This window comes from Bacillus sp. m3-13, from assembly GCF_000175075.1.
In the GTDB taxonomy this organism is placed as follows: domain Bacteria; phylum Bacillota; class Bacilli; order Bacillales; family Bacillaceae_I; genus Sutcliffiella_A; species Sutcliffiella_A horikoshii_C.
Genome location: NZ_ACPC01000015.1, coordinates 142,856 through 166,381 on the forward strand (window position 1 = coordinate 142,856; position 23,526 = coordinate 166,381).

Consider the following 23,526-nt stretch of genomic DNA (forward strand, 5'->3'; position numbering starts at 1 on the left):
AAGATTAAATTCAGTTACAGAAAAAAGCATGATTTCCTCCAATGAGATAATCATGCTTAGTTTCTATTTTGTTTAAAATGCGCTTGTATTTGCCCTTTTAACATTTGTTTTTTCCAATTTTCATTCTCTTTTTCTTTCTTTTTCCACTCTCTGCGTATTTCATGAGTCTGAACGCCTTCTTCCATCTGATTGGCAATTTCCATTAGCCTTTCTACATCAGAGAAGGAGTACTTGCGAATGCCTGAGCCTGATCTGGCAGGAAAGATTAACTTTCTTTCCTCGTAATATCTAATCTGTCTTTCGGATAAACCTGTAAGATCGCGTACCGTGCCGATTGAAATGACTTTTCTCTCTTTCAAAGATGGATCTTCATGTGTCATAGCCATTCACATCCTATTCTAGAGCTCTTACAGTTATTATAGTACATTTCTTTCGTGAATTCCTGTGTGTTTGTAAGAAAACCTTACATTTAAATGATACCTTTTATATATTCCGTGTGATAACTTCTGACAAAAATAAAGAATTCAACTTATATGTTAATTAAACTGGAATAAAGAGAGGTGAGTGGAATGGCAAAGATACTAAACAAGGCTATCAATGATGCCAAAGAGTATTATATTACCAAACTTGTTAATGCGGGTTTCTTTATGAATCATAGTGTTCTTTCCACCTACACGTTAAGTGAATTGAAAAAAGAATATACGAATTTAATTGAAAAAGGGAGGAGATAAAGTTGCAGGAGTATCTAAATAATGATTCTTTTAAACTTGCTCACGATATAATTAAACTGGATTGCCGACGAGATCAAATATGGGAGGAGCTTCTTAGAAAGGAAGGAGACCGTGCTTTGGAAATATTAAGGTTAGTCCAAAATTCTAAATGAAAGAGGCCGGCTCCAACGTGGGAGCTGGCCTTTATTGATTAGGAAGGTAAGATCGATACAAGTAGAACAAATACCGATCGAGGGAAATGGAATTCTTGCGGTGGATAATGACTGGATGTTGGTGTTTGGTTCGTCTATTTTGTTGGGAAAATAACTTTGCCAAATGTGTAAAAGATGGGCGGGCAACATAATCACTCAGATAAGCGGGCTTAGTAGCATCTAATTTTCTGGTGCCATTCAAAAACTCAATGATATAGGCTTCATCTTTTATTCCAAGACCGTGCCCAAAATACAAATCGTCACCCATCACGACAGCATTCTCACCTCTCCACCAATAGGTCAGTGGATTGAAATCAGGATTTTTAAAGTAAACAACATCACCAGGAATCGTATAGTAAGTATAGACGGACTGCATAACAAGATCGGAATCAAAATGCCAGCTGTAAAGTAACAAATCTTGAAAGTATTCATTAAAAAGTTTAGGGCCAATTGTATTTAAGATGGCGTGATAATATAAGATTAGTATGGCTGTTGCACATTCAAATGCATAAAGTTGACTGTTTTCAAAAATATCAGTTATGGCATCTGATGGATTGACATCGCCCCGTATTAAAAAGCCGCCAGTCTCCGTTATATTCCAATACGCAGGGTTGCCTTGTGAACCGGCAAATGTTTCAAAGCGCGCTTCTCCCTGTGCCATTAATGCGGCACTTGCGACAATGTTATACCGTAAGGCAATCTCAAATCTTAATTCCTCCATAGAATCATAAGAGTATACCTCTTGATCATTAAGTAAGCGTTGAAAAATGGTTTTTTCGAGGCCTTTTAGATTAGAAAGAGTACTATCTGTAATTGATTCTCCGTTTATAACAATCATGAAATCCCTCTTTTCACAAAAACAGTATAATTCTCATTACTAATCAACATATTCAAGTTGATGGCATTCATGAATGAATAAAAATGAAAAGTGCTGTGCAAATCCTCATTGATTTGCACAGCACTTTCGGTTATCGCTTGTTCTTTTCCAAATTTTGTAATTGTTCTGTTAAAAACTCTACTTTCAAGTCTTCTCCAATAATGACAAGATTCAATGGAACTTTAACCAATTCTTTTAAATAAAGTGGAGTGCCATAAGAATATTGAAACAAATAGATACTGTTTGAATGCTCGAAAGTAAGATAGCCCTTGATGCGGTACACAGAGTCAGGAAGATTTCTAAGCCAGTCTTCAAATTCATCTAAGTCTATTTTAGTAGAAAACTGATACACGAATGTTTTCAAATGAAGAGAATCCTTCACATGTGCACTAGAATGACTTCCTTTTTCTATCTGCTTCGTTCTCTTCCAGCTGTTTTCAGGAATCTTAGCATAGGTGGTTAGAAGAGTGGAAGCATGTGGATTAATGGATTGCAATTCAAACAAAATGCTTGAAACCTCTGCTTCACTTATTAAATCCGTTTTGTTTAAGATAAGCATATCTGCGTGCTTCACTTGTTCTCTTATCAACTGTTTGACTTGAATAGATAAGCTGTCACGTTCTTTCCATCGTAATACATCTAAAAGGGTGATGATTCGAGCTTCAGAAAACTTGTTGGCGAAAATAGGAGAAAGAACCGTGTCCAGCACTTCTATTGGATGTGCAGCACCTGTCGTCTCTATGTAAATGGCATCCAGATCTTTATCAAGTAAAAGGCCTTGCATAGTTGATTCCAATTTCTCTTGAATGGTACAACAAATACAGCCATCAAATAATTCAGACAGTGGGGTTTCCTCCGGTATGGAATCGGAATCGATCGAGACTTTGCCAAGTTCGTTCATGACCACTGCGACTCTTCTATTATCCGCTTGTTCCTGTTGCAGCATTTGGGTCAAAAGGGTAGTCTTTCCGCTCCCAAGAAACCCAGCTAATATATAAACTTCCACTTTTTTGCTCATAAATGGTACCTCCTGAGATATGTACCCCTCATTTTACCATATCTATTATCTTTCTGTAATACGAGCATTCCATTAGGAATTCCTCTATGATATTGCTATAATTCACGTAAATAAATCTAAAAAGGGTGGGTAACTACATGATGAACAAATTAGAGAAAGCAACGTTTGCAGGAGGTTGCTTTTGGTGCATGGTTAAACCTTTTGACGAGCAGGATGGAATCGAAGAGGTAGTTTCTGGTTACACCGGCGGACATAAAGAAAACCCAACATACAAAGAGGTATGTTCTGAGACGACAGGCCATTATGAAGCGGTACAAATTACTTTCAACCCTGAAATATTCCCATATGAAAAAATACTAGACGTTTTCTGGAGCCAAATTGATCCAACAGATGCAGGCGGACAATTTCATGATAGGGGTGATTCCTATCGTACCGCCATTTTCTATCATTCCGATGAACAAAGGGAGATCGCTGAAAAATCCAAGCAGACCTTAAACGAAAGTGGAAGATTTAAAGATCCGATTGTAACAGAAATCCTTCCTGCTAAGCCATTTTATGCAGCAGAAGAGTATCACCAAGATTATTACAAGAAAAATCCTTTTCGCTATAAGATGTATCAAGCAGGATCTGGGAGGGCTGCCTTTATCAAAGAGAATTGGAAAAAAGAAAACAATGCAGACTTGAAAAAGAAGCTAACACCGATGCAGTATGAGGTCACACAAAATAACGGTACGGAATCACCTTTTAAAAATGAGTTCTGGAATCATACAGAAGAAGGAATCTATGTTGACATAGTTTCCGGGGAGCCACTTTTCTCTTCCCTTGATAAATATGATGCGGGTTGCGGATGGCCAAGCTTTACTCAGCCGATTAATAAAGAACAAGTAAAAGAAGAGATGGATGTAAGTCATAGAATGGTGCGGACTGAGGTAAGAAGCAAAGAGGGAGATTCTCATTTAGGTCATGTGTTCGAAGACGGTCCTGTAGACAAAGGCGGTTTAAGGTATTGCATTAATTCCGCTGCTTTGCGCTTTATTCCAGTGAGCCAACTTGAACAAGAGGGTTATGGAGAATACAAAAAGTTATTTTCATAATGATTCATAAAACGGAGTGTACATCACACTCCGTTTTTCTTGATAAAAATGCGGTTTACTTCATTAAAATAAGGTATTATATTTGTTGAATAGATTATTATTTAAAACGATAAAAGTAGGTGAACAAAGTGGGGAAGTATCAATTGGATAACAAAGGTAAGGTAGCTGTGGCAAAGTTTCATGAAAAACAGACACCTGCTAAATTTGATAAAAAGCAGCAACTTGAAAAATTACGTGCAGAGTATTTGAAAAAGAAGCAAATACAAACAGATAAATAATATGTATGAAAACATAGGCAGATTAAATCTCCCTATGTTTTTCTTTTTCTCTGTCAAAATTCAACAAAATAACAGAATTATTGCAGGATAACAGAAGGAACATGAAGAATTAAAAGATATAAAAGATACAAAAGCAACAAAGGATGATGGAGTGGGGGATTATTCAATGTCAGCGGTAAGTGTAAAAGAATTAAAGTTTCAAGACTTAATCAACAAAAATAAGCTTATGTTTTTTGTGATTTTTATCTCTTATGGTGCAGGACTTCTCGTGAATTACTTTGTACCAGCGGCAACAGTGATAACCGTAACTTTATTCGTTGCCTTATGTTTAGGAATTGTTTTACTGTTTTTGACTAGATGGAACACTTGGTTTCATTACTTAGTGCCATATTTTACAGTGGGAGTAACTTTCACCGTATTCTTTATCATTCTTGTTAGCCGAGGAGCATCTTTATCAGGATTCATTCTACCTTTCTTTGTTTTGATGCTTGCAACCGTTTACTTTAATAGAAATGTTTTTATCGTTGGAGGGGTAGGGAGTTTAGTCCTTTTCGCTTATTCTCTTTGGTCATTTCTAAACGGCAACCTGATGACAGACGGACAGCTAGGAAATATAGTCTTGTTATTCTTTTTACTGTTTGTTATTACTTTTGTTCAAGTGAAAATAGGGAAGAAACTGTTTGCTCAATTTGAGGGAATTGTAGACACGATGCAAGCTGTAAGTGAAGAGCGACAAAAGAAGCAGGAAGCCTTTCAGCAGGATGCGATGACTTTAATTGAGCAAGTCAATAAAGTCCATGAGCGCTTGAACATGAATATTCAATCGCAAAAAGAGGTGTCTTTAACGATACAGGAGCTTTCTGTGGGAAGTTCAAAACAAGCAGATCAAATTGGTGGCATAGCGGAACAGACGAATGATGTATCTACTTTGATGGACAATGTTGTAGATAAATCAAATAATTTATATCAAACAACTAATACAACAAAATCTACAGCCGATCAAGGGAAAGTGTTGGCAGTAGAACTTCAGGAAAACATGAAAAGTTTTTCGCAAGATGTTGCGGAAATGGACGCAGTATTCCAGGTTCTTACGGAGAAAATTGATGAAACGAATATTTTGACCCAACACATTAAAAACATTACGGATCAGACAAACTTACTGGCTCTTAATGCTTCGATTGAAGCTGCTAGAGCAGGAGAAGCTGGAAGAGGGTTTGCGGTGGTAGCTGAAGAGATCCGCAAGCTTGCCACATCAACCGGAGAAACGACAAAAGAAATTACAGAAAACCTTTCTTCTCTACATCAAACAAAAGAAGAGGTATTACAACAGTTGCAACTCAACATTGCAAAAATGGGGAAAAACCTTGAAGCAACAAATCAGGTCAATCATTCCTTCCATCAGATTAGTGAAACACTGAAAACATTATTAACCGATGCACAACAATTCCGTGATTTTGCCGGAACAGTAAAAGAAAAAACGGCAAATACTGACTCCTATACGAGTGAATTTGCAGCATTAATGGAAGAAGCGACTGCTGGACTTGAGGAAATCAGCGCGACAGTAGAACAAGTTACAGAGGATAACACGCATATTGAAGAGACATTGAAGAGCATGGTCAAAGTTATTGATAAAATGGAGGAATATAAATAGATTTTTTAAAAATGGGCATATGCACATACAGGACAGCCACCTAGTTCATAAAGTAACAGTGTAAATATTAAACAGGAGTGATGACCATGCACGATTACTGTTACTACACTTGTGGACCATGCGGCTATCCATCTCAAGTTGCCCCGGCACATGGCTGCGGGAATACATTCGTTTTGATCGTAGTTCTATTCATTTTGTTAATCATTGTTGGAGCTTGCTATTGCAAATAAGATAATGTCAGGAAGTATCACTCGGGAACTGTGAGTGATGCTTTTTTATTTGGAGTGTAGATATGATAATACTGTTGATTTCCGTTCCAGGCGCTTCGCTTGCCTGCGGGCGGTCCGTAAGCCTCCTCAGGCTACGCCTTCCGGGGTCTTACCTGTCCCTTCCTCCCGCGGGCGTCTGCGCGCCTTCCACTTCAATCAACAAGGTGACTACATTCAACTTAAGGCGAAAAAAAGAAATCTAACGAGTTACTGAAAAATAATTACTTTTATGTAATTTTCAGCTGTGGATTGGAGCAAATGGCGGAGACTCCAGCGGGGGAGAAAAGGTAGTTTGAGACCCCACAGCGCAGCGAGGAGGCTCAAGCACCGTCCCGCGGAAAGCGAAGCATTTGCGGAAAGGAACAGCGTCGATGCACAAACAACTAAGACTGTTTATTTATCCATAAATTGAACGAAAGATTTCGTTCGAGTGAACATAGAATGAAAGTAAGCTAGCTTATCGACAGCCTGGATTTACTAAGCCTCTTAAAGGATGGGGCTACCATTGCTAGTAAACGGTTACAGGACAGTTGTGGAAAGGAGTAATCGTTTATGGATCAATCCTATCTTATTAAGCCTTTATTAGATAAAGAGTACCCGGTGATTAGCCACGGTAACGGAGTGTATTTGTATGATGTCACCGGTAAGAAGTATTTAGATGGTTCTTCTGGTGCTGTAACGGCAAGCATTGGTCATCATGTACAAGCTGTAATAGATGCGATGGCCGACCAGGCAAGCAAAGTATCATTTGTTTATCGATCCCAATTCAGCAGTGTTCCTGCAGAAAAACTAGCAACAAAATTAAGTTCCATCACACCAGGAGATATTAATTGGTCATTTTTCGTTAATAGCGGCACTGAAGCTGTGGAAACGGCGATGAAAATATCCATCCAATATTGGCAAGAGGTAGGAAAACCAGACAAAAACCAAATCATCTCCCGTTGGAAAAGCTACCACGGTATTACGATTGGAGCACTGTCTTTATCGGGGCACGCTGATCGCAGGAAGAGATTTGAACCTTTGTTGGAAAAATCACCTGTTGTAGAGCCGCCTTATTGTTACCGTTGTCCCTTTAATTTAGAGTACCCTTCCTGTGGGTTGAAATGTGCAGAGGACCTTGAGCGTGCCATCCTCGAAATCGGCAATGGAAATATCGCAGCTTTTGTAGCGGAGCCGGTTATAGGAGCAGCAGCTGGAGCAATCTGTCCGCCTGATGGGTATTATCAAAAGATTTCAGAGATATGCAAAAAGCATGACATTCTTTTTATTGCAGACGAAGTGATGACAGGCATCGGGAGAACCGGAAAAATGTTTGCCATGGAGCATTGGGGCGTAACACCAGACATCATCTGTATTGGCAAAGGCATGAGTGCAGGCTATACACCTATTGCCGCAACACTTGTCAGTGAAAGGATTGTTGAAAGCATTCTAAAGGGATCTAAGGTGATTATGAGTGGGCATACGTATAGTGCCAATCCTCAATCGGCCGCAGTCGCATTGGCGGTTATAGAATACATTGAAAGCCAGAACCTTGTAAGCAATGGCGAACAACTGGGAGATTATTTGTTGCAGAAATTATCTCAATTAAAACAGACGTACTCTTTTATCGGCGATGTTAGAGGCAAAGGGCTATTACTTGGAATGGAGATAGTAGCAGATCACGCGACAAAGTATCCGTATTCCCAGGAAAAGGCGGTCACTCCAAGGCTTGTGGAGCTTGCCCAGAAGAATGGATTACTTATCTACCCTGCATCCGCGGGTATTGAAGGAATCGGAGGGGATGCAGTCATTATTGCACCGCCACTTTCAATAAACCAACTAGAAATGGATGAACTGATTACCATCCTAGAATTGACACTAAACGAACTTCAAGCAGAATTGTAAGGAGTGGAACGGGATGGAAAAAGTGGAGAATACATTTAATAAAATCGTTGAGTTGGAAAAGGTCCGTCATTTATTTTTTGATGGAATGACATTGATGTTCGGTGGCTTTGGGGGAGTGGGGACACCTCCGAAACTGGTTGATACACTGTTGGATTCAAGTGTGAAAAACCTGACCTTAATCGGAAATGACGCCGGGTTTCCAACGATAGGTATTGGAAAAGTGGTTTGTGCAGGAAAGGTAGATAAATTAATAGCCTCCCATATCGGCTCTAATCCTGTAGCAGGCAAAATGATGACAGAGAATAAGATGCAAGTTGAGTTCAGTCCTCAAGGGACATTGGCGGAAAGAATTAGAGCCGGTGGAGTTGGGCTAGGGGGCATTCTGGTTGATGTTGGGATTACAAGTGAAATAGTAACAAGAAACAAGCAAATACTTACATCGGGCGGAAATGATTATATCCTTGAACCGGCGCTTACTGCAGACCTTTCCATCGTTTTTGCCAAAAAGGCAGACCCTTATGGAAATCTTATTTTTGATAAAAGTGCCAGAAATACAAATCCGCTTGTGGCGATGGCAGGGAAAAAAACCATTGTCGAGGTTGAGGAATTTGTTCCCTTAGGGGAGTTGAACCCAGAAGAAATCGTCGTGCCTGGTGTGTATGTGGATTATATGGTTCAAAGCGAGGGGGTGAACTGGACATGGGTATGGGAGGAAACATACGGAACTTAATTGCCAAAAGAGCAGCGAAAGAAATAGAAAATGGAATGGTTGTAAACTTGGGGATTGGCATTCCGTCATTAGTACCCAATCACTTGCCTGAAAATACTCATGTCTTTTTCCAAGCCGAAAACGGTGTGTTAGGGATGGGATCCACTCCATTGCCGGGAGAAGAGGATGAAAATTTATGCAATGCAGCAGGGTATCCGGTGTCTGTCCAGCCAGGTGCATCCTATTTTGATAGTGCACTTGCTTTTGGAATGATCAGAAGAGGGAAACTCGATATTACCATTTTGGGATCGCTCCAAGTTTCAGAAAAAGGAGATCTAGCAAACTGGATTGTACCAGGCAAAAGGGTACCGGGAATGGGTGGCGCGATGGAGCTTTCCCAGAAAGCTAAAAAAGTGATTGTCCTAATGAGTCATACTGATAAATTTGGAAACTCAAAAGTGGTTAAGTCGTGCAGCTTGCCTGTAACAACACCCAATTGTGTGGACATGATAATTACCGATTTAGCAGTTTTTGAGATTAAGAAAGATGGAATGATGCTTACAGAATTGATGCCAGGAGTTAATTTGGAGCAAGTAAAAGAAAAAACAGAAGCAACCTTTACACTATCACCAGCAATTTTATAAAGTAAGCAATTTGATGGATGGAAAAGGGGGGTTGAGATGGAACAGAAATTGATCAAGGAGTGGTTAGGCAAAAATAAGGGAAATGCTGTCAAGCTCCTAAGGAAACTTATTCAAGAAAGAAGTATCCAGGGAAGGGAAAGTTCCGCTCAAGCAGTGGTGATTGAAGCGTGCCGGGAACTAGGCTTGGAAATAGATATTTGGGAACCGGATATAAAGGAAATGAGTGCTCATGTAAACTTTGTATCGACGCGCGACACTTTTGAGGACTCCCCCAATGTAGTAGCAATTTGGAGAGGGACTGGTGGAGGACGCTCGATCATCCTAAACGGACATATTGATGTGGTTCCTGAAGGAGACATACTGCAGTGGGATTGTGACCCCTATGAAGGTAAAGTTCAAGATGGGAAGGTATACGGACGTGGGAGCACAGATATGAAGGGAGGAAACGTTTCCTTACTTCTTGCTATAAATGCATTAAAATCGATCGGTGTAAAACTTAAGGGTGATGTTATTTTCCAAAGTGTAATTGAAGAGGAGAGTGGAGGCGCCGGAACGTTGGCGGCAATTCTACGAGGTTATTCTGCAGATGCGGTACTAATCCCTGAACCTACCAATATGAAAATCTTCCCTAAACAACAAGGGTCGATGTGGTTTCGCGTAAAAGTAAAGGGGAAATCGGCTCATGGTGGTACTAGGTATGAGGGGGTAAGTGCCCTAAGAAAAAAGTGTGATTGTTATGGATAAAATAAAAAGAATTGGAAACGATTCGTAACAGCAGAGTCAATGATCCTTTATATAGCGGGATACCAATTCCACTTCCAATTAATATTGGAAAAGTAGAAGGAGGAAGTTGGCCATCGTCTGTGCCCGATTTGGTAGTTTTAGAAGGAAGAATAGGCGTTGGACCGGAGGAAACGCTAGAAGATGTTAAACAAGAGTTAGCTGCTTTTCTTACGTTCATTGAAGGAAGTTGATACGTGGTTTGGAAACCACCCGGTAGAGTTGGAGTGGTTCGGGGCTCAATGGGTGCCAGGTAGGGTTGAGGTAAACCATCCGTTTGTCAAAGTGATTGATCATGCATATAAAGAGGTTGTTGGAAAGCCTGCCATTGTGGAAGCCTCTCCTTGGGGAACAGATGGTGGATTGTTTACCCAACTTTGCAACATCCCGACAGTCGTATTTGGACCGGGTACAACAGAAGTTGCCCATTATCCAAATGAATATATCTCTATTGATCAAATGATGAATGCTGCTGAAATTATTGCGTTGGTATTGATGGATTGGTGTGAAATCTCCGAAGAAGCATAAATGATGGGATCTCTTACAATAGAGATTCTTTTTTTATATTGAGAAGGGGGCGTGATGGGAGAATAATGTTGAGCTATGTCGTTTTCTTGATATAATCTGTTTTTTCTTGATATATCTCAAAATTTATTGATAAATCCCCCAACTTATTGATATATTGATTTTTTCTTGATTTCCCATCCTGCCCCTGCCCCAACTTTCATCCAATTCATTTACACTATTTTACATATCCTGTCGTAATTAGAAAATACTATCAAGTATATGAAGACCGGAGGCAACTTGATGGTGACATTTTTTACTATCCTACTATTTATAAGTATGGTGCTTTTCACTACCATTTTGGATTGTTATTACTATGACAGTAATATCTTAGATTGTTTTACACGTTTGTTTATTTTTGATCCGGGATTAAGAGAGTGGATGGTTTATTTGACGTTTATATTTGGGATTCTAGTTGCTGTCATCCAGGATGTACGTTTCAAAAATAATAAAGGCAGAGGTAAAGGTGCTAATGAGAAATAAAGAAACAATATCATTATGGCAACTATTTATCTTAATGCTTATTTTTGAAATGGGCAGTGCCACTGTTGTGGGGATAGGAGGAGAAGCCAAGCAAAATGTATGGATGGCCATTAGCCTGGCTGGATTAATTGGAGTAGGGTATATATATGTACTGCATTTCATGCTTGGTAGAAAAAAGGGCTATAATCTATTTGCTCTTATTGAATTCTGTCTTGGCAAGTGGGTAGGGGGAGCAGTAAGTTTTCTTTATATCATGTATTTCATCTACATTTCCTCAAGGGTCTTGCGGGACTTTGGCGAGTTAATTGTGTCCACCATTTTTATCTATACACCAATTGAAATTATTAGCATCACTATAATGCTTACAATTGTTTATATGTTGAATTCAGGCATAGAAGTGATGGCAAGAACCTCTGAAATTTTTTTCCCCTACGTGTTCTTATTTACATTTTTAGTAGGAATATTTATTTTGATGTCAGGCGAAATTCAATTTGAGAACCTGAGGCCATTCCTAGATGAGGGCATAAAACCGATTTTTCAAGCAATTTTTCCTAGCCTATTGACCTTCCCATACGGAGAGCTTATTGCTTTTGCGGTTGTATTACCACTCGTTACAAAATATAAGAAGGCAAAAGGTTTTGCTATGGCAAGTATCATCCTTAGTACATCAGTACTTGTCTATTCATCTGTCATTCAAGTGATGACTCTTGGGCATGAAATGAAAGAGAGGTCGAATTTCCCGCTCCTTTCGGCAGCACGTGAAATCTCTTTATTGGATTTTGTTGAAAGGGTGGATATTGCGGTTGTCTTTGTGGTTATGTTTGGCATTATCGTGAAAATAGGAGTTTTTCTTTTTTGGTGCATTAAAGGGTTTAGAACATATCTCCAAAAGAGAGTACCGCAAATATCTTTTTCCTGTTGGTTCCATAATTTGTTTGTCTTCTATCATCATAACCGATAATTTCGCTGAACATATTGAGGAAGGTTTACAGATTGTCCCTTATTTTGTCCACCTTCCTTTTCAGTTCGCTTTGCCGCTTTTATTACTTGTGATCGTGCTGATCCGTACTAGGAAGAAAAGTGGAAAGAAAAGGAGTGAAGTGGAATGGGAAAGTTGAAAAAAATTCTGTTAGGGGAAAGTGAGAATATCAGTTCTACAGATAAAGAGCTATATTCTGAGGAAGAAACGTCAGAACCACTACTGCAATCACTAAAGGATAATGACGAAATCATACAAAAAGAATTTTCACTTTCCATTGATTTTCATTATTCTACTTTAGTAGTTGGAAAAAGGGATGCCATTGCTTATTATTTCGATACGTTAATTTCAAAAGACAAATTAACTGAAGAAATTTTTGAGCCGCTCGTTGCAGCAGAAGAATCTGAAACGGTATTACAGTCTAGGAATTTGGAAGAGTTTAGAAAAGAATACTTTGCGTCTGTTCCATATAAATTTGCGGAGAATTATCATCAGATTTTTTGGAAACTCCTCAACGGGTATGCAGTCATTATTATAGATGGAATAGAGAAAGCTTTATGTGTCAATTTGGGAAGCATTGAAAAAAGAAGCGTATCAGAGCCAAGTACCCAAACGATCATCAGGGGACCTAAGGACAGCTTTACAGAAACAATGAATACAAATATTAGTTTGATCAGACGCAGAATCCGCAATCCCAACCTTTGTTTTGAACAGTACCGTGTAGGACAGGATACAAAAACGGCGGTTGTGGTAGGGTATATAAAAAACATTACCAACGAGGATCTAGTACAGGAAGTGAAGAGCCGGATAGAAAAGGTAAATGTAGTTGGTCTTTTTGATAGTGGGAACATCGAGGAATACCTGACAGACAAATCAATGACACCTTTTCCGCTTACTTTTAACACGGAAAGACCTGATAATATCGCGGCGAATCTTATAGAAGGTAAAGTTGCAGTGTTAGTGGATGGCAGTCCTTTTGCTTTAAGTGTGCCAACCGTATTCACGGATTTTTTTATTTCAACGGAAGATTATTATCAACCTTTTTTTATGGCTTCTTTCATCAGGCTTATCCGTTATGTGTCATTTATGCTTTCCTTGTTGCTGCCATCCTTGTATGTAGCCATATCTACCTATCATCACGAGCTGATTCCCACGTCGCTCTTAATTAGTGTTCAAGCTCAAAGGGAGGGAGTGCCTTTTCCGGCTGTAATAGAAATACTGCTGATGGAACTTACTTTTGAGGTGTTAAGGGAAGCTGGGGTCAGAATGCCAAGAGCAGTAGGGCAGACGGTTTCTATTGTTGGCGCATTGGTAATTGGACAAGCAGCTGTGGAAGCGGGACTGGTTTCAAGCGTTTTAATTATTATTGTCGCATTAACGGCAATCGCAAGTTTTGTTTCCCCTATATATAACTTTTCCATTGCTACTAGGATTTTAAGATTTGCCTTTATCTTAATGGGTGCATTGATCGGGTTGTACGGGGTACTTCTTTTGGTTGTCATCATGGTTATCCATTTAACGGGTTTACGATCATATGGTGTCCCGTATCTGGCTCCAGTGGCTCCTCTCCTATTGGAAGATCAGAAAGATGTTTTTGTCAGAATGCCTGTTTGGGATAATATTACCCGGCCTTCCTATTTAAAACCCAAACATACGAAGAAAACTACTGATCAAGGAAACAACACTGGCCCATCACAAGATAAGGGGAATTTCTCATGAAGAAATGGTTATGTATTTGCTCTGTCTTAGTGTTATTAACTGGATGTTGGGACAAAGTCGAGCTTAATGAAATTTCCATCGTCACAGGCATTGCAATCGAAAAGGGAGAAAATGCAAAATTCCGAGTCACTGTCGAGACGATAAACGCCCCGCAACTTTCCGCTGACCAGCCTGGTAGCGGAACACCTGTCATTACTTTTCAAGAGGAAGGGAACTCACTTGCGGAACTCTCAGAAAGAATGAATGTCGGACTTTCTAGAAAACTAATCTATTCACACACTAGAATCATTGTTATTGATGAATTACTCGCTAAAGATGGTGTCGGGGATGTATTGGACTTCTTAGAAAGGACGGGAGAATTCCGCAATGACTTTAACATCCTGATATCTAGAGGTACTAAAGCCTCTGATATCGTAAAAACAACCTATCCGTTAGAATTGGTACCCTCTATAAAGGTTCATAAGCAAATTGAGGTGTACTTAGAAGAATGGGGCGGGGATCCTTACGTACGCCTTACAGATTTCATATCCTCGCTGACTTCAAATGGACGACATCCGGTGACGAGCGCTGTTTCCATACAAGGAAAGCCGGAAGCCGGGAAGAATATTGAACAAAATTCGAAGACGGAGCTTGATTCCACTGTTGTCATCTCTGGTCTTTCTGTTTTTAAAAAAGACAAGCTGATTGGATTTTTATCTCGTGAAGAAGCAAGAGACTACCTCTGGACACAAGGACTTAGCAGGACCAGTCTAACTGTTCCATGTTATGAAGAAGGTAATGAGGAAGAGGACAATTTTCTAGATATCCGCATTATTCATTCCCATTCAGATGTAAAAACGATAGAGAAAGCTTCTGGTGTGAAAATAAAAGTGAATATTAGTGGAGAAGCGAAAATACAAGGAACACAATGTCATCAAAACCTAGAAAAAATAAAAACATATGAAAATCATGAAGACGCCCTAAATAAGTATATAGAAGAAAAGATTTTGGCAACCATCCAAAAAATGCAAGAAGAGTATAAAGCTGATATTTTTGGATTTGGGGAGGTATATTACCGTACATCTCCCAAGAAGTTCAAAAAGGTTGAAGACAAATGGGACGAAATCTTTGCAGAAGCGGAAGTGGAGGTCCGTGCAGATTACCGCATCAAACGTTCTGGAATACGAAATAAAAGCTTTTTAACAGATGAACCAGTTTCTGGCCAATAGAAAAGAAATAAATAGGGGAATTTCCTGTTCGATAGCGAATTGAATTAGGAGGGGGGATACAATGAGTACAAAAACAGGTAAAGCCTTACGGATAAAAAATCAAGCCATTTATGTGGACGCATATGAGGATTATTATAATAAAAGATTGAAAATAGAAGATTTCAGAGGAAATATAAAGCAAATCATTGAAACTATAGAGGAATGGAGCAAACAGCCATTTGTAGAGAAAGTAATTATAAAATCTAGACCAGAACATTTAAGCACGCTAATGGAAAGAGGCTTTCTATTGGAAGCATCTGTTCCTGGATACTTTCTTGGTGGAGATGGGTATTTTTTGTGCAAATACAGGAAGGTTGATCGATATAACAGTGATAGATGGTGTGAGGAAGACAGTATCCTTGATACGGTCTGGCAAAAGAAAAATCAAAAGGATGTGCTGCTTGATTCGAATTTAACGTTACGTGTGGCAAAGATATCAGATGCTCAAGCTTTATCCCAATTTTACAAAGATGTTTTCCCAATCTATCCTGTGCCAATTGAAGATCCAAATTTTATTATGGAACAAATGGAAAGTAATACACTTTTTATGCTTTTGGAGGAAAAAGGAGAAATCATAGCGGCTGCCTCTGCGGAAATGAACAAAACATATAGAAATGCCGAAATTACGGACTGTGCGACATCACCTTCCAAACGTAAAGGCGGTTACATGAACACTCTCATTCGTGAACTTGAAGCGGAATTAGTGAAAAAGCAAATTTATTGCAGCTATTCCATTGCCAGGGCTCTTTCATTCGGGATGAATGCTGTCTTGCACAATCTCGACTACACGTATAAAGGAAGATTGAAAAATAACTGTTATATTTTCGATAAGATTGAAGATATGAATGTGTGGAGTAAAGACCTTTCGCTAATGAATGCCCAAAAACCGGCACCAAATGCCGAGAAATAGGCGGTGCTGTACATGCAAACACATACACTATCAAAAGAGATGCTTATCGCTATTTTAGATGGAATTGATGAAGCTATTCATGCCGTAGATAAAGATGGAATCACCATTTATTATAACAAGGTGGCAGCGGGCTACGATGGCATGAACGAAGAGGAAGTACTAGGAAAACATCTTTTACATGTTTTCCCTTCCTTAACGGAAGAAACAAGTACGTTGCTGAAAGTACTGAAAACGAAAAAGCCAATCTATCACGAAAATCAACGATATGAAAATAGAAAAGGGCAACTGCTTGAAACAGTGAATACTACCATCCCCATTCTCAACGGTGACAATTTATTAGGAGCAGTGGAAATTGCCAAAAATTATGGTCATTTAAACACACTATCTAATAAACTGATGGACTTGCAAGCTAAATTTAATAGGTCAGAAGGATCAAAGAAGATCTCACCTTTCCAATCCGCCTACACTTTAGATGACTTCATTACAGATGATCCGGATTGTATATCTATGCTCCAAGACGCCATGTTATTTGCCTCCTCACTATTACCTGTTGTTATTTGGGGAGAAACAGGGACAGGAAAGGAAATCATTGCTCAAGGGATTCATCATCAATCTCTTAGAAAACGCGGACCATTTATTGCGCAAAATTGTGGAGCGATACCGGCTACACTGTTAGAAAGCATTCTGTTTGGTACGGAAAAAGGCAGTTACACCGGTGCAGTTGACCGCAAAGGACTTTTTGAGCTGGCGACGGGGGGAACCTTATTCCTTGATGAAATGAATTCCATGCCATTAGAACTGCAGGCCAAACTGCTGCGAGTCCTTGAAGATGGATCCATAAGGAGAGTTGGAGGAACGACTACGATTAAAGTGGATGTCAGGATTATCACTGCAATGAATGAGTCTCCCGAGACCTGTGTAGAGAATGGATCATTTAGAGCAGACTTGTATTATCGATTGAACACTTGCCCAATATATATTCCACCATTAAGGGAACGACCTCATGATATCCGCCTCCTTTTGCAAAAGAAATTGCAAACCAGAATTCCCTATTTGTTGCCTAAGGTAATGGAAGAAATCTTTGGTTCTTATCATTGGCCAGGTAATGTAAGAGAATTAATCAATACGATAGAATATGTCCTATTAATATCTAAAAAAGAAACCATATCTACTAAACATCTTCCTGCAAAGTTGAACAAAATAAAGAAGCGAGCTCCAACTTTAAAAAATCAGGGTTCATTAAGGACAGAATTACAGAAGACAGAAGAATCTATGATACGAAATGCCATGGATCAGACAGATGGGAACGTAATGAAAGCCGCAAAGATTCTGGACATACCTCGTCAAACTCTTCAATACAAACTGGCTAAACTTGAAGAAAAATCTAATGCTCTTGAAGTGCCAGAAATTCGGCACGCGGATTGATAACAAGTTTCTCCTATTCTACATATATAAGTAATAACTGGGCATCAGCATAGTTGGCACGGTTATTGCATGGTGTAGAACAGGGAGGAGATAGAGATGAAAATGGATCTATATAAGCCCGCACGGCATTGGAGTGAATTTGAACTTTGGAAAGATGTAACCGAAGAACAATGGAATGATTGGATATGGCAGTTGACCAATACCATCCGAACACTTGAGGATTTAAAGCAAGTCATTAATTTAACACCGGAAGAAGAGGAAGGGGTAAAGATCTCCACCAAAACCATTCCTTTAAATATAACGCCATACTACGCTTCGTTAATGAATCCAGATGACCCTAGATGTCCTATACGGATGCAGTCTGTACCAATTTCAAAAGAAATTTATAAAACCAAATACGACCTCGAAGATCCTCTGCATGAGGATGAAGATTCACCAGTTCCCGGTCTGACACACCGATATCCAGACAGGGTATTGTTTTTGGTTACCAACCAGTGCTCAATGTATTGCAGGTACTGTACACGGAGAAGGTTCTCCGGCCAAATCGGAATGGGAGTGCCGAAAAAACAATTGGATGCTGCCATTGCTTATATTGCATCCAATGACCAAATCAGAGATTGTTTGATTTCCGGGGGAGACGGTCTCTTGATCAATGATCAAATCCTTGAATACATCTTAAAAAACCTGCGAGCCATTCCACATCTTGAAATTATCAGGATAGGAACAAGGGCACCCGTCGTGTTTCCTCAACGAATTACAGAGAACCTTTGCAACATCTTAAAGAAATATCATCCTGTCTGGTTAAATACTCACTTTAATACTTCTATTGAAATTACAGAAGAGTCTAAGCTTGCCTGTGAAATGCTTGTGAATGCAGGGGTTCCTGTTGGAAATCAAGCGGTCATACTAGCCGGGATCAATGACAGTGTGCCAATCATGAAAAAACTGATGCACGACCTTGTCAAAATCCGTGTTAGACCTTACTACATCTATCAATGTGATCTTTCGGAAGGAATCGGACATTTCAGGGCCCCAATTTCAAAGGGACTTGAAATAATTGAAGGGTTACGTGGACATACGAGCGGGTATGCTGTTCCAACATTTGTAGTAGATGCCCCTGGCGGCGGTGGTAAAATAGCAGTACAACCGAATTATATTATCTCACAAAGTGCGAACAAAGTAGTGTTAAGAAACTTTGAAGGAGTTATCACCACTTACCCGGAACCAGAAAATTATGTCCCAGGAAGAGCAGAAGCCTATTTTGGAGAAATTTATTCAAACATGGAGGATAAGCGTTCGAATATAGGGATTGCAGCACTGATGAATGATTCCCAATTCAATCTCGTTCCAGAAGGATTAAATCGTTTGAATCGACGCAAGGACTATGAAACTAATCCTGAACACTCCTCTTTAAAAGATAAACGCGACAAACGGGATGAATTAAAAGAAAAGAAATTCCAGGCCCAACAGAAGAAATATATTGTTGGAGAAGAAGAAAACAAGAGTGAATCAAGTTAGGAGGGTACTTGATGAAATGTAATTGGTGTGAAAGCTCACAAGCAGCCTCTTCATCCGGTACAGTTTATTGGGAACTGCCCGATGGTACAAAAGCCGTGACTATAACGGAAACACCCTCTGTCATTTGTGGGGATTGCGGAATGGAATACCAAGAAGAAACAACTGTGAAGGAAATAGAGGATCAATTGTTTTTGATCAACACGAAGGTATTAGAAGCAGAGCTCAGTTACAAAGAGCTTATGGCTAAACCCCGATTGTTAAAAAGAAACTACTTTGACTTTTCAAGCTAATGGTTGTCCTTTACCCTCATTCTAATGTAGAATGAGGGTAAAAAATGGGTGTGGGTGCATTTTGAGAAAGTCGTTTTACCATTATTTAATGAAATTTCGTCATGCTTTGAAAAAAGATGACATCAGTATATTTGCCAATCATGCTTACGACGATCATAGTTTTCCAAAGAACTCAGAGGACTACCATGAAATCAGCAGCTATTTAGAAATGAACGGCCAATACCTAGACAGCATGTCTACCTTCGACAAAGCCTGGGAACTATACGAGGAAGAAGTTTAATAGCTATGTAAAATGCACCCTTTTATGAGGGTGCATTTTTTTGGAGAAAAGTTTAAATCTTTGTTGATTTCCGTTCCAGGCGCTTCGCTTGCCTGCGGGCGGTCCGTGAGTCCCCTTAGGCTTCTCGCCTTCCGGGTTCTCACCTGTCCCTTCCTCCCGCGGACGTCTGCGCGCCTTCCACTACAATCAACTAAGGTACTCCATAAACGAAAGGATTTGTGCGAACATCTAAATTAATTAACTGTAAAAGCACTAACATCTGTTCTCTGATTTTCAGCTGTGGATTGGAGCAAATGGCAAAGACTCCAGCGGGGGAGTAACGGTAGCTTGAGACCCCACAGCGCAGCGAGGAGGCTCAAGCACCGTCCCGCGGAAAGCGACGCCATTTGCGTAAAGAAACAGCGTCGTTTAGCCAAAAACCGATTCCTAAGTCTCGGTTTTTATTATTTTCTGCGTTTAGTAGGGACGGCCGCCTATTAACACATCGGTACAACCACTTTTTGCCCCAACGCTTTGGCGAGTTGGCATCTTGCTGCATATAATAAATTACTATCAAAGCCACAGTGATAAATGGGGAGAAATTATATGGGGAAGAACAAAAAACCAAACAAACCGAAATATAAAATCGGCGACATTGTCGTCATCACCATCTATGGAACTGTCGGTAAAGTGACGGACATGAAGCAAATTGATGGTGCGTATGTATATGAAGTAAATTCAAGTGATGGCCTATATCAAGAAGAGACACTTGCCTTTGTATCTGAATACGAGGGAAAAGTGCTGGTAACCGAACGACTTGATATTAAGTACATGTATTTTATCGGTGATATTGTCCATGTTGCAGGTTATGGGAAAGAATTATTTAAAATAGTCGGTTTCCGCACGGAAATATGGCGATATAAAGAAGACTCATGGGAAGACATCATTTATGAACTGACTCGATTGTCTGATGGGGAATGGTTGGAAGCGGGAGAGGAAGAATTGACAATGGTTGTCCATCACGAACATGCTGAAATACTTATCCACAAACTTGGATTGTCCTATATGTTCAACAAAGAAAATACAAGCTTGGAGTTGTATAATCCGATGACTGGGTCAAACAAACATTTCAAAAAAGAAGAATACAACAAGGAATATCAAAGGATAATTGATGGACTTCTAGATGTCTATAATGATTATAAGGTGCTGTATGATATCTTCGGCGATGAAGAATACATGGAAGTGATGAATCTGGTCATGAAGAATTTGAAAAAGTACATGGATGGCAAGAAACATAGTCAACTAGAAAAATAGTGTGGAGAATTGAAAGATCAAATAGATAAACAACGGACCTCCAATGAGTGCAGTAGCCAAAACCAGTTTGTCCGAAATTTTATCTAACAGTGGCAATAAGACTTCCTCTTCTCCTAATCTTTCTAAACTTGCTAAATACTTCTTCATAATACTCTCCTCCTAATTTGTGACTGCTTGTCCTTATGTCCTCAATGTATGCGCGCATGAACTTTGATATGCACTTTTTTGAAATTTTCGAAAACAAAGATAGCATTTGTCCAACATGATGGATTAATATAGAGAGTAAGACATATATCTTTAAAGACGTACATAAACCTTTAAAAAGGGGTGATATTGTGAAAGAAATCGAAGTGGTCATTGACACAGAAGAAATAGCCGAGTTCTTTTACAATGAGCTGGTAAGGCGGGGGTATGTTCCAGCTGAAAGCGAGATAGAAGAGTTGGCGGATATCATGTTTGATTATTTATTAGAGAAATGCATTATTGATGAAGAGATAGAATAGAAATCGATAAAGAAAAAATCATACAAGCATTGCTGTTTCTTAGGCGAGTTCGTAGCCTTTGGGGCAGCTTTTTTAGGTTTTTTGGAGCTCCCCGTTTATGTCGGAATCTGATTTTTTTACTTATTAAAGAAAACCCCATGAAGCTCAGATATCCCAGTAAGCTTCATCAAATTATAGAGATGTGTTTTCTCCATATCAGCCGGCTCCATGGTAGAAGGGAGATGGAAAAACTTTATCACCTCCTGAATATCTTTGAACCAAGCAACAGGCACAATGGATGGATGATCAATATCCGCCCAAGCTGCTTCTATGGTCGGACTATATATTCTACGGGAATCAGACGTAGATGAAAAAACGACAGGAAGGTAATCTTCCCTTGAACCTGTATGAAAATTCTCCTTGCTAAAACGCAAAGCCCCCTGCAGGACATCCTTGTTCTTAAACAGAAGGATATAAAGCTTTTTTCCTATCTCTATACGGTTGGAAAGGTTGGAGAATTGTTGTACGAGAAGGCCCGTCAATAGGGTGTTTGAACCCTTCCGGTAAGGAAACAACACTAGTGTAAAGCCAAGCTTTTCCTGTAGCTGGTAGGTTAAACTGGATAAAACTTTTTGCTGAAAAAAAGCATTCTGAAGAAGGTTAGACTCAATAAAATTCTGTTCATTAATAATCAAGGAAACGGTGAGCAGTTCTTTTTTGCTGTTGTCATTAAAAAAAAGTGTCCATATCGGATTCATAAAAGGTGAAACGTGAAATTCGGAGAGTAGATAAAATAGAGGTCTCCCGGCTTTTTTACTTTCTTCATAAAGGAGCAGTTGTGGGTAAGCATCTTGAAAAATGAGGTGATTGGCTTTTTCAAGAAAACGAAATAGGATGGAGGCCTTCTCGTAGGATAGCAAGGTCGATATGTGACTGGCTTTCAGGTCTGTCATATTCCAACCGCCATTTCTTGATACCATGTGAGCCAAGAAGCTCCAATGCACTTCAGGGTGTTTAAGATATAAATCCAAATAGGCTTGAGTTCGTGTAACATTGTTTCGATTAAGGATTGCAGTCTTGGTGCGGATTTTGGCCAACATATCTTGTTCTTTTAATGAAGGTGAATGGTTCAAGGGGGATTTTGTCCATTCCTTTTTGAGTTGATTTTCTTCTGTGGTAGTCCATAATTTTATTAAATGATTATTTTGCGGCTTGGATATTGTTCCTGTAAACCACTTCCCAAACATTAAATCACCTCGTATTATCGTATGAGGAATGTAGTGGTTTCATGTTAAACAGGCGAATCATCTACTTTTTTTGCAAAGATTTTCACGTTTCGACAAAACTTTTTATAATTTGATGAAGGATTCGACACCCCTTATTGCTAATTAGTATATATAGAAATGGTTGAGGGGTGAAAAGGATGTTGGCTCTTAAAAGAATGATGAAGATGGGTACAGGCGAATATGATGTGACCATTATGCAAACACCTAATTATGGAGAATCAAAAGGGTACAATCCCATTTTCCGACTAACCATGGAAGGAAGCAGTCATCAGGACATAGTGGATCAAGTATATAAAAAATTCAATGTGACAGACTCTATTCCACGTGATTATGAAGGCCGGTTTATTGCTACTGGAGATATTATCATGATTGATGAAGGTACTTTGGGAATCACTTATTACCGGTTGGAATTTGGAGGCTGGAAGAAAATAAATCGTGTCGCAGTACGCTAATTAAAGTAAGGGCAAAGGTCAACCTTTGCCCTTTTCCCTTTATATATGATTTCCAGGACCGTTTTTTCGCCCTTTAGGAGAATGCTCTTTTTTGTGGGCGGTATGTTCCGCTTCAATTGCATCAGGACTGATATGGTTATTCTTCTTTTGCCCATTAATTCTATTACGGTGTTTCTTTCCCATTTATTTCAGCTCCTTTTTAGTTAATGGTAGACGCCATTTATATAATTTTAGCTTTGCTGCTTATCTCGTCTGGAAGTGTGAGGTTCAGCAGTTTTCTTTTTTGTTGTGTTCGTTGCATTTGCATGTTCTACAGCTTGCTTTAGCTTCTTTTTCAATTAGATCACCTTCCTGAAAGGAGAATTTCTTTCTCTTTTATTTTCTACTGCAACTGTAAAAGAATGCCCTTTTTTTATGGAGAGATTCTTTTGAAACATGGGTAATATATGGTATAGTAGTCATTGTTGTAAAG

General features: G+C 39.3%; 27 protein-coding genes and 2 pseudogenes. 23 read left to right on the forward strand and 6 right to left on the reverse strand.

The features are described from left to right. Positions 1-56: 56 nt before the first annotated feature. Positions 57-380 (reverse strand): MerR family transcriptional regulator, encoded by a 324-nt coding sequence (locus M313_RS0107580; protein WP_010193881.1) that lies wholly within the window; start codon positions 378-380, stop codon positions 57-59. Between the two features lie 189 nt (positions 381-569). On the opposite strand from M313_RS0107580, the gene M313_RS25110 reads away from it, so the two are divergent. Continuing rightward, positions 570-731, forward strand: a complete 162-nt coding sequence (locus tag M313_RS25110) for a Fur-regulated basic protein FbpA (protein WP_010193883.1) — start codon at positions 570-572, stop codon at positions 729-731. 2 nt (positions 732-733) lie between these two features. Beyond that, on the forward strand, positions 734-883 hold the full coding sequence (gene ykzB, locus M313_RS27130) for a protein YkzB (protein WP_010193886.1): 150 nt from the start codon (positions 734-736) through the stop codon (positions 881-883). Between the two features lie 31 nt (positions 884-914). Here ykzB and M313_RS0107595 read toward each other — a convergent pair whose 3' ends face one another. After that, a complete protein-coding gene (locus M313_RS0107595) occupies positions 915-1,760 on the reverse strand; it encodes a protein-glutamine gamma-glutamyltransferase (RefSeq protein WP_010193888.1) in 846 nt (281 codons plus the stop codon). 130 nt (positions 1,761-1,890) lie between these two features. Continuing rightward, on the reverse strand, positions 1,891-2,817 hold the full coding sequence (locus M313_RS0107600; protein WP_010193889.1) for a CobW family GTP-binding protein: 927 nt from the start codon (positions 2,815-2,817) through the stop codon (positions 1,891-1,893). 137 nt (positions 2,818-2,954) lie between these two features. Here M313_RS0107600 and msrA point away from each other — a divergent pair. The 19 genes and pseudogenes from msrA to yodN all read left to right on the forward strand — a co-directional run. After that, a pseudogene (gene msrA / locus M313_RS26340) lies at positions 2,955-3,476 on the forward strand (peptide-methionine (S)-S-oxide reductase MsrA); the annotation flags it as partial. Further along, on the forward strand, positions 3,462-3,911 hold the full coding sequence (gene msrB, locus M313_RS26345) for a peptide-methionine (R)-S-oxide reductase MsrB (protein ID WP_268741875.1): 450 nt from the start codon (positions 3,462-3,464) through the stop codon (positions 3,909-3,911). The pseudogene msrA and the gene msrB, both read left to right, overlap by 15 nt. Positions 3,912-4,039: 128 nt before the next feature. Further along, positions 4,040-4,189 (forward strand): hypothetical protein, encoded by a 150-nt coding sequence (locus tag M313_RS26115; protein ID WP_010193891.1) that lies wholly within the window; start codon positions 4,040-4,042, stop codon positions 4,187-4,189. A 1,036-nt stretch (positions 4,190-5,225) separates the two neighbouring features. After that, positions 5,226-5,840 (forward strand): methyl-accepting chemotaxis protein, encoded by a 615-nt coding sequence (locus M313_RS26940; protein ID WP_442778099.1) that lies wholly within the window; start codon positions 5,226-5,228, stop codon positions 5,838-5,840. 86 nt (positions 5,841-5,926) lie between these two features. Continuing rightward, complete coding sequence (locus tag M313_RS25115; protein WP_148966292.1) at positions 5,927-6,070, forward strand: YjcZ family sporulation protein; 144 nt, start codon at positions 5,927-5,929, stop codon at positions 6,068-6,070. Positions 6,071-6,661: 591 nt separating this feature from the next. Next, positions 6,662-7,993 (forward strand): aspartate aminotransferase family protein, encoded by a 1,332-nt coding sequence (locus M313_RS0107620; RefSeq protein ID WP_010193893.1) that lies wholly within the window; start codon positions 6,662-6,664, stop codon positions 7,991-7,993. Positions 7,994-8,006: 13 nt separating this feature from the next. Beyond that, positions 8,007-8,723 (forward strand): CoA transferase subunit A, encoded by a 717-nt coding sequence (locus tag M313_RS0107625; RefSeq protein WP_010193896.1) that lies wholly within the window; start codon positions 8,007-8,009, stop codon positions 8,721-8,723. Beyond that, positions 8,693-9,346, forward strand: coding sequence for a 3-oxoacid CoA-transferase subunit B (locus M313_RS0107630; protein ID WP_010193899.1), 654 nt, complete (start codon positions 8,693-8,695; stop codon positions 9,344-9,346). The genes M313_RS0107625 and M313_RS0107630 overlap by 31 nt, the downstream gene beginning before the upstream one ends. 36 nt (positions 9,347-9,382) lie before the next feature. Then, a pseudogene (locus M313_RS23015) lies at positions 9,383-10,654 on the forward strand (peptidase). A 279-nt stretch (positions 10,655-10,933) separates the two neighbouring features. Continuing rightward, positions 10,934-11,173 (forward strand): hypothetical protein, encoded by a 240-nt coding sequence (locus M313_RS0107640; RefSeq protein ID WP_010193907.1) that lies wholly within the window; start codon positions 10,934-10,936, stop codon positions 11,171-11,173. Beyond that, positions 11,163-12,134, forward strand: a complete 972-nt coding sequence (locus tag M313_RS23020) for a GerAB/ArcD/ProY family transporter (protein ID WP_010193909.1) — start codon at positions 11,163-11,165, stop codon at positions 12,132-12,134. Before M313_RS0107640 ends, M313_RS23020 begins: the two co-directional genes overlap by 11 nt. Before the next feature lie 144 nt (positions 12,135-12,278). Beyond that, the gene (locus M313_RS0107650) at positions 12,279-13,871 is read left to right on the forward strand and encodes a spore germination protein (RefSeq protein ID WP_010193911.1); all 1,593 of its coding nucleotides are present in this window, start codon (positions 12,279-12,281) and stop codon (positions 13,869-13,871) included. After that, positions 13,868-15,079, forward strand: a complete 1,212-nt coding sequence (locus tag M313_RS0107655; protein ID WP_010193912.1) for a Ger(x)C family spore germination protein — start codon at positions 13,868-13,870, stop codon at positions 15,077-15,079. The genes M313_RS0107650 and M313_RS0107655 overlap by 4 nt, the downstream gene beginning before the upstream one ends. Positions 15,080-15,140: 61 nt before the next feature. Then, the gene (ablB, locus tag M313_RS0107660) at positions 15,141-16,028 is read left to right on the forward strand and encodes a putative beta-lysine N-acetyltransferase (protein ID WP_010193913.1); all 888 of its coding nucleotides are present in this window, start codon (positions 15,141-15,143) and stop codon (positions 16,026-16,028) included. 12 nt (positions 16,029-16,040) lie between these two features. Further along, a complete protein-coding gene (locus tag M313_RS23025) occupies positions 16,041-17,453 on the forward strand; it encodes a sigma-54 interaction domain-containing protein (protein ID WP_010193915.1) in 1,413 nt (470 codons plus the stop codon). A gap of 96 nt (positions 17,454-17,549) precedes the next feature. Beyond that, positions 17,550-18,971: a lysine 2,3-aminomutase gene (gene kamA / locus M313_RS0107670; RefSeq protein WP_010193917.1), complete on the forward strand. Its 1,422-nt coding sequence runs from the start codon at positions 17,550-17,552 to the stop codon at positions 18,969-18,971. A gap of 11 nt (positions 18,972-18,982) precedes the next feature. Beyond that, positions 18,983-19,261: a YokU family protein gene (locus M313_RS0107675; protein ID WP_010193918.1), complete on the forward strand. Its 279-nt coding sequence runs from the start codon at positions 18,983-18,985 to the stop codon at positions 19,259-19,261. A gap of 31 nt (positions 19,262-19,292) precedes the next feature. Continuing rightward, entirely contained in the window at positions 19,293-19,541 is a 249-nt protein-coding gene (locus M313_RS0107680; RefSeq protein ID WP_050780660.1) for a YozE family protein, read from the forward strand. Between the two features lie 585 nt (positions 19,542-20,126). Next, complete coding sequence (gene yodN / locus M313_RS0107685) at positions 20,127-20,834, forward strand: germination protein YodN (protein ID WP_010193922.1); 708 nt, start codon at positions 20,127-20,129, stop codon at positions 20,832-20,834. On the opposite strand, the gene M313_RS25785 is transcribed toward yodN, so the two are convergent. Next, positions 20,823-20,981 carry a hypothetical protein gene (locus M313_RS25785; RefSeq protein ID WP_010193923.1) on the reverse strand — a complete coding sequence of 53 codons (159 nt, stop codon included), beginning with the start codon at positions 20,979-20,981 and terminating at the stop codon, positions 20,823-20,825. The genes yodN and M313_RS25785 overlap by 12 nt on opposite strands. Positions 20,982-21,169: 188 nt before the next feature. Here M313_RS25785 and M313_RS25125 point away from each other — a divergent pair, with 188 nt between their 5' ends. Further along, positions 21,170-21,337, forward strand: a complete 168-nt coding sequence (locus tag M313_RS25125; RefSeq protein WP_010193926.1) for a YozD family protein — start codon at positions 21,170-21,172, stop codon at positions 21,335-21,337. Positions 21,338-21,453: 116 nt separating this feature from the next. Here the strand turns inward: M313_RS25125 and M313_RS23030 are convergent, their stop codons facing one another. Further along, entirely contained in the window at positions 21,454-22,563 is a 1,110-nt protein-coding gene (locus M313_RS23030; RefSeq protein ID WP_010193930.1) for a DUF2515 family protein, read from the reverse strand. A 176-nt stretch (positions 22,564-22,739) separates the two neighbouring features. Between M313_RS23030 and M313_RS0107705 the strand changes: the two genes are divergently transcribed. Further along, positions 22,740-23,054 (forward strand): YodL domain-containing protein, encoded by a 315-nt coding sequence (locus M313_RS0107705; protein ID WP_010193931.1) that lies wholly within the window; start codon positions 22,740-22,742, stop codon positions 23,052-23,054. A 39-nt stretch (positions 23,055-23,093) separates the two neighbouring features. Here the strand turns inward: M313_RS0107705 and yoyE are convergent, their stop codons facing one another. Continuing rightward, the gene (yoyE, locus tag M313_RS26120) at positions 23,094-23,237 is read right to left on the reverse strand and encodes a protein YoyE (protein ID WP_010193932.1); all 144 of its coding nucleotides are present in this window, start codon (positions 23,235-23,237) and stop codon (positions 23,094-23,096) included. Positions 23,238-23,526: the final 289 nt, after the last annotated feature.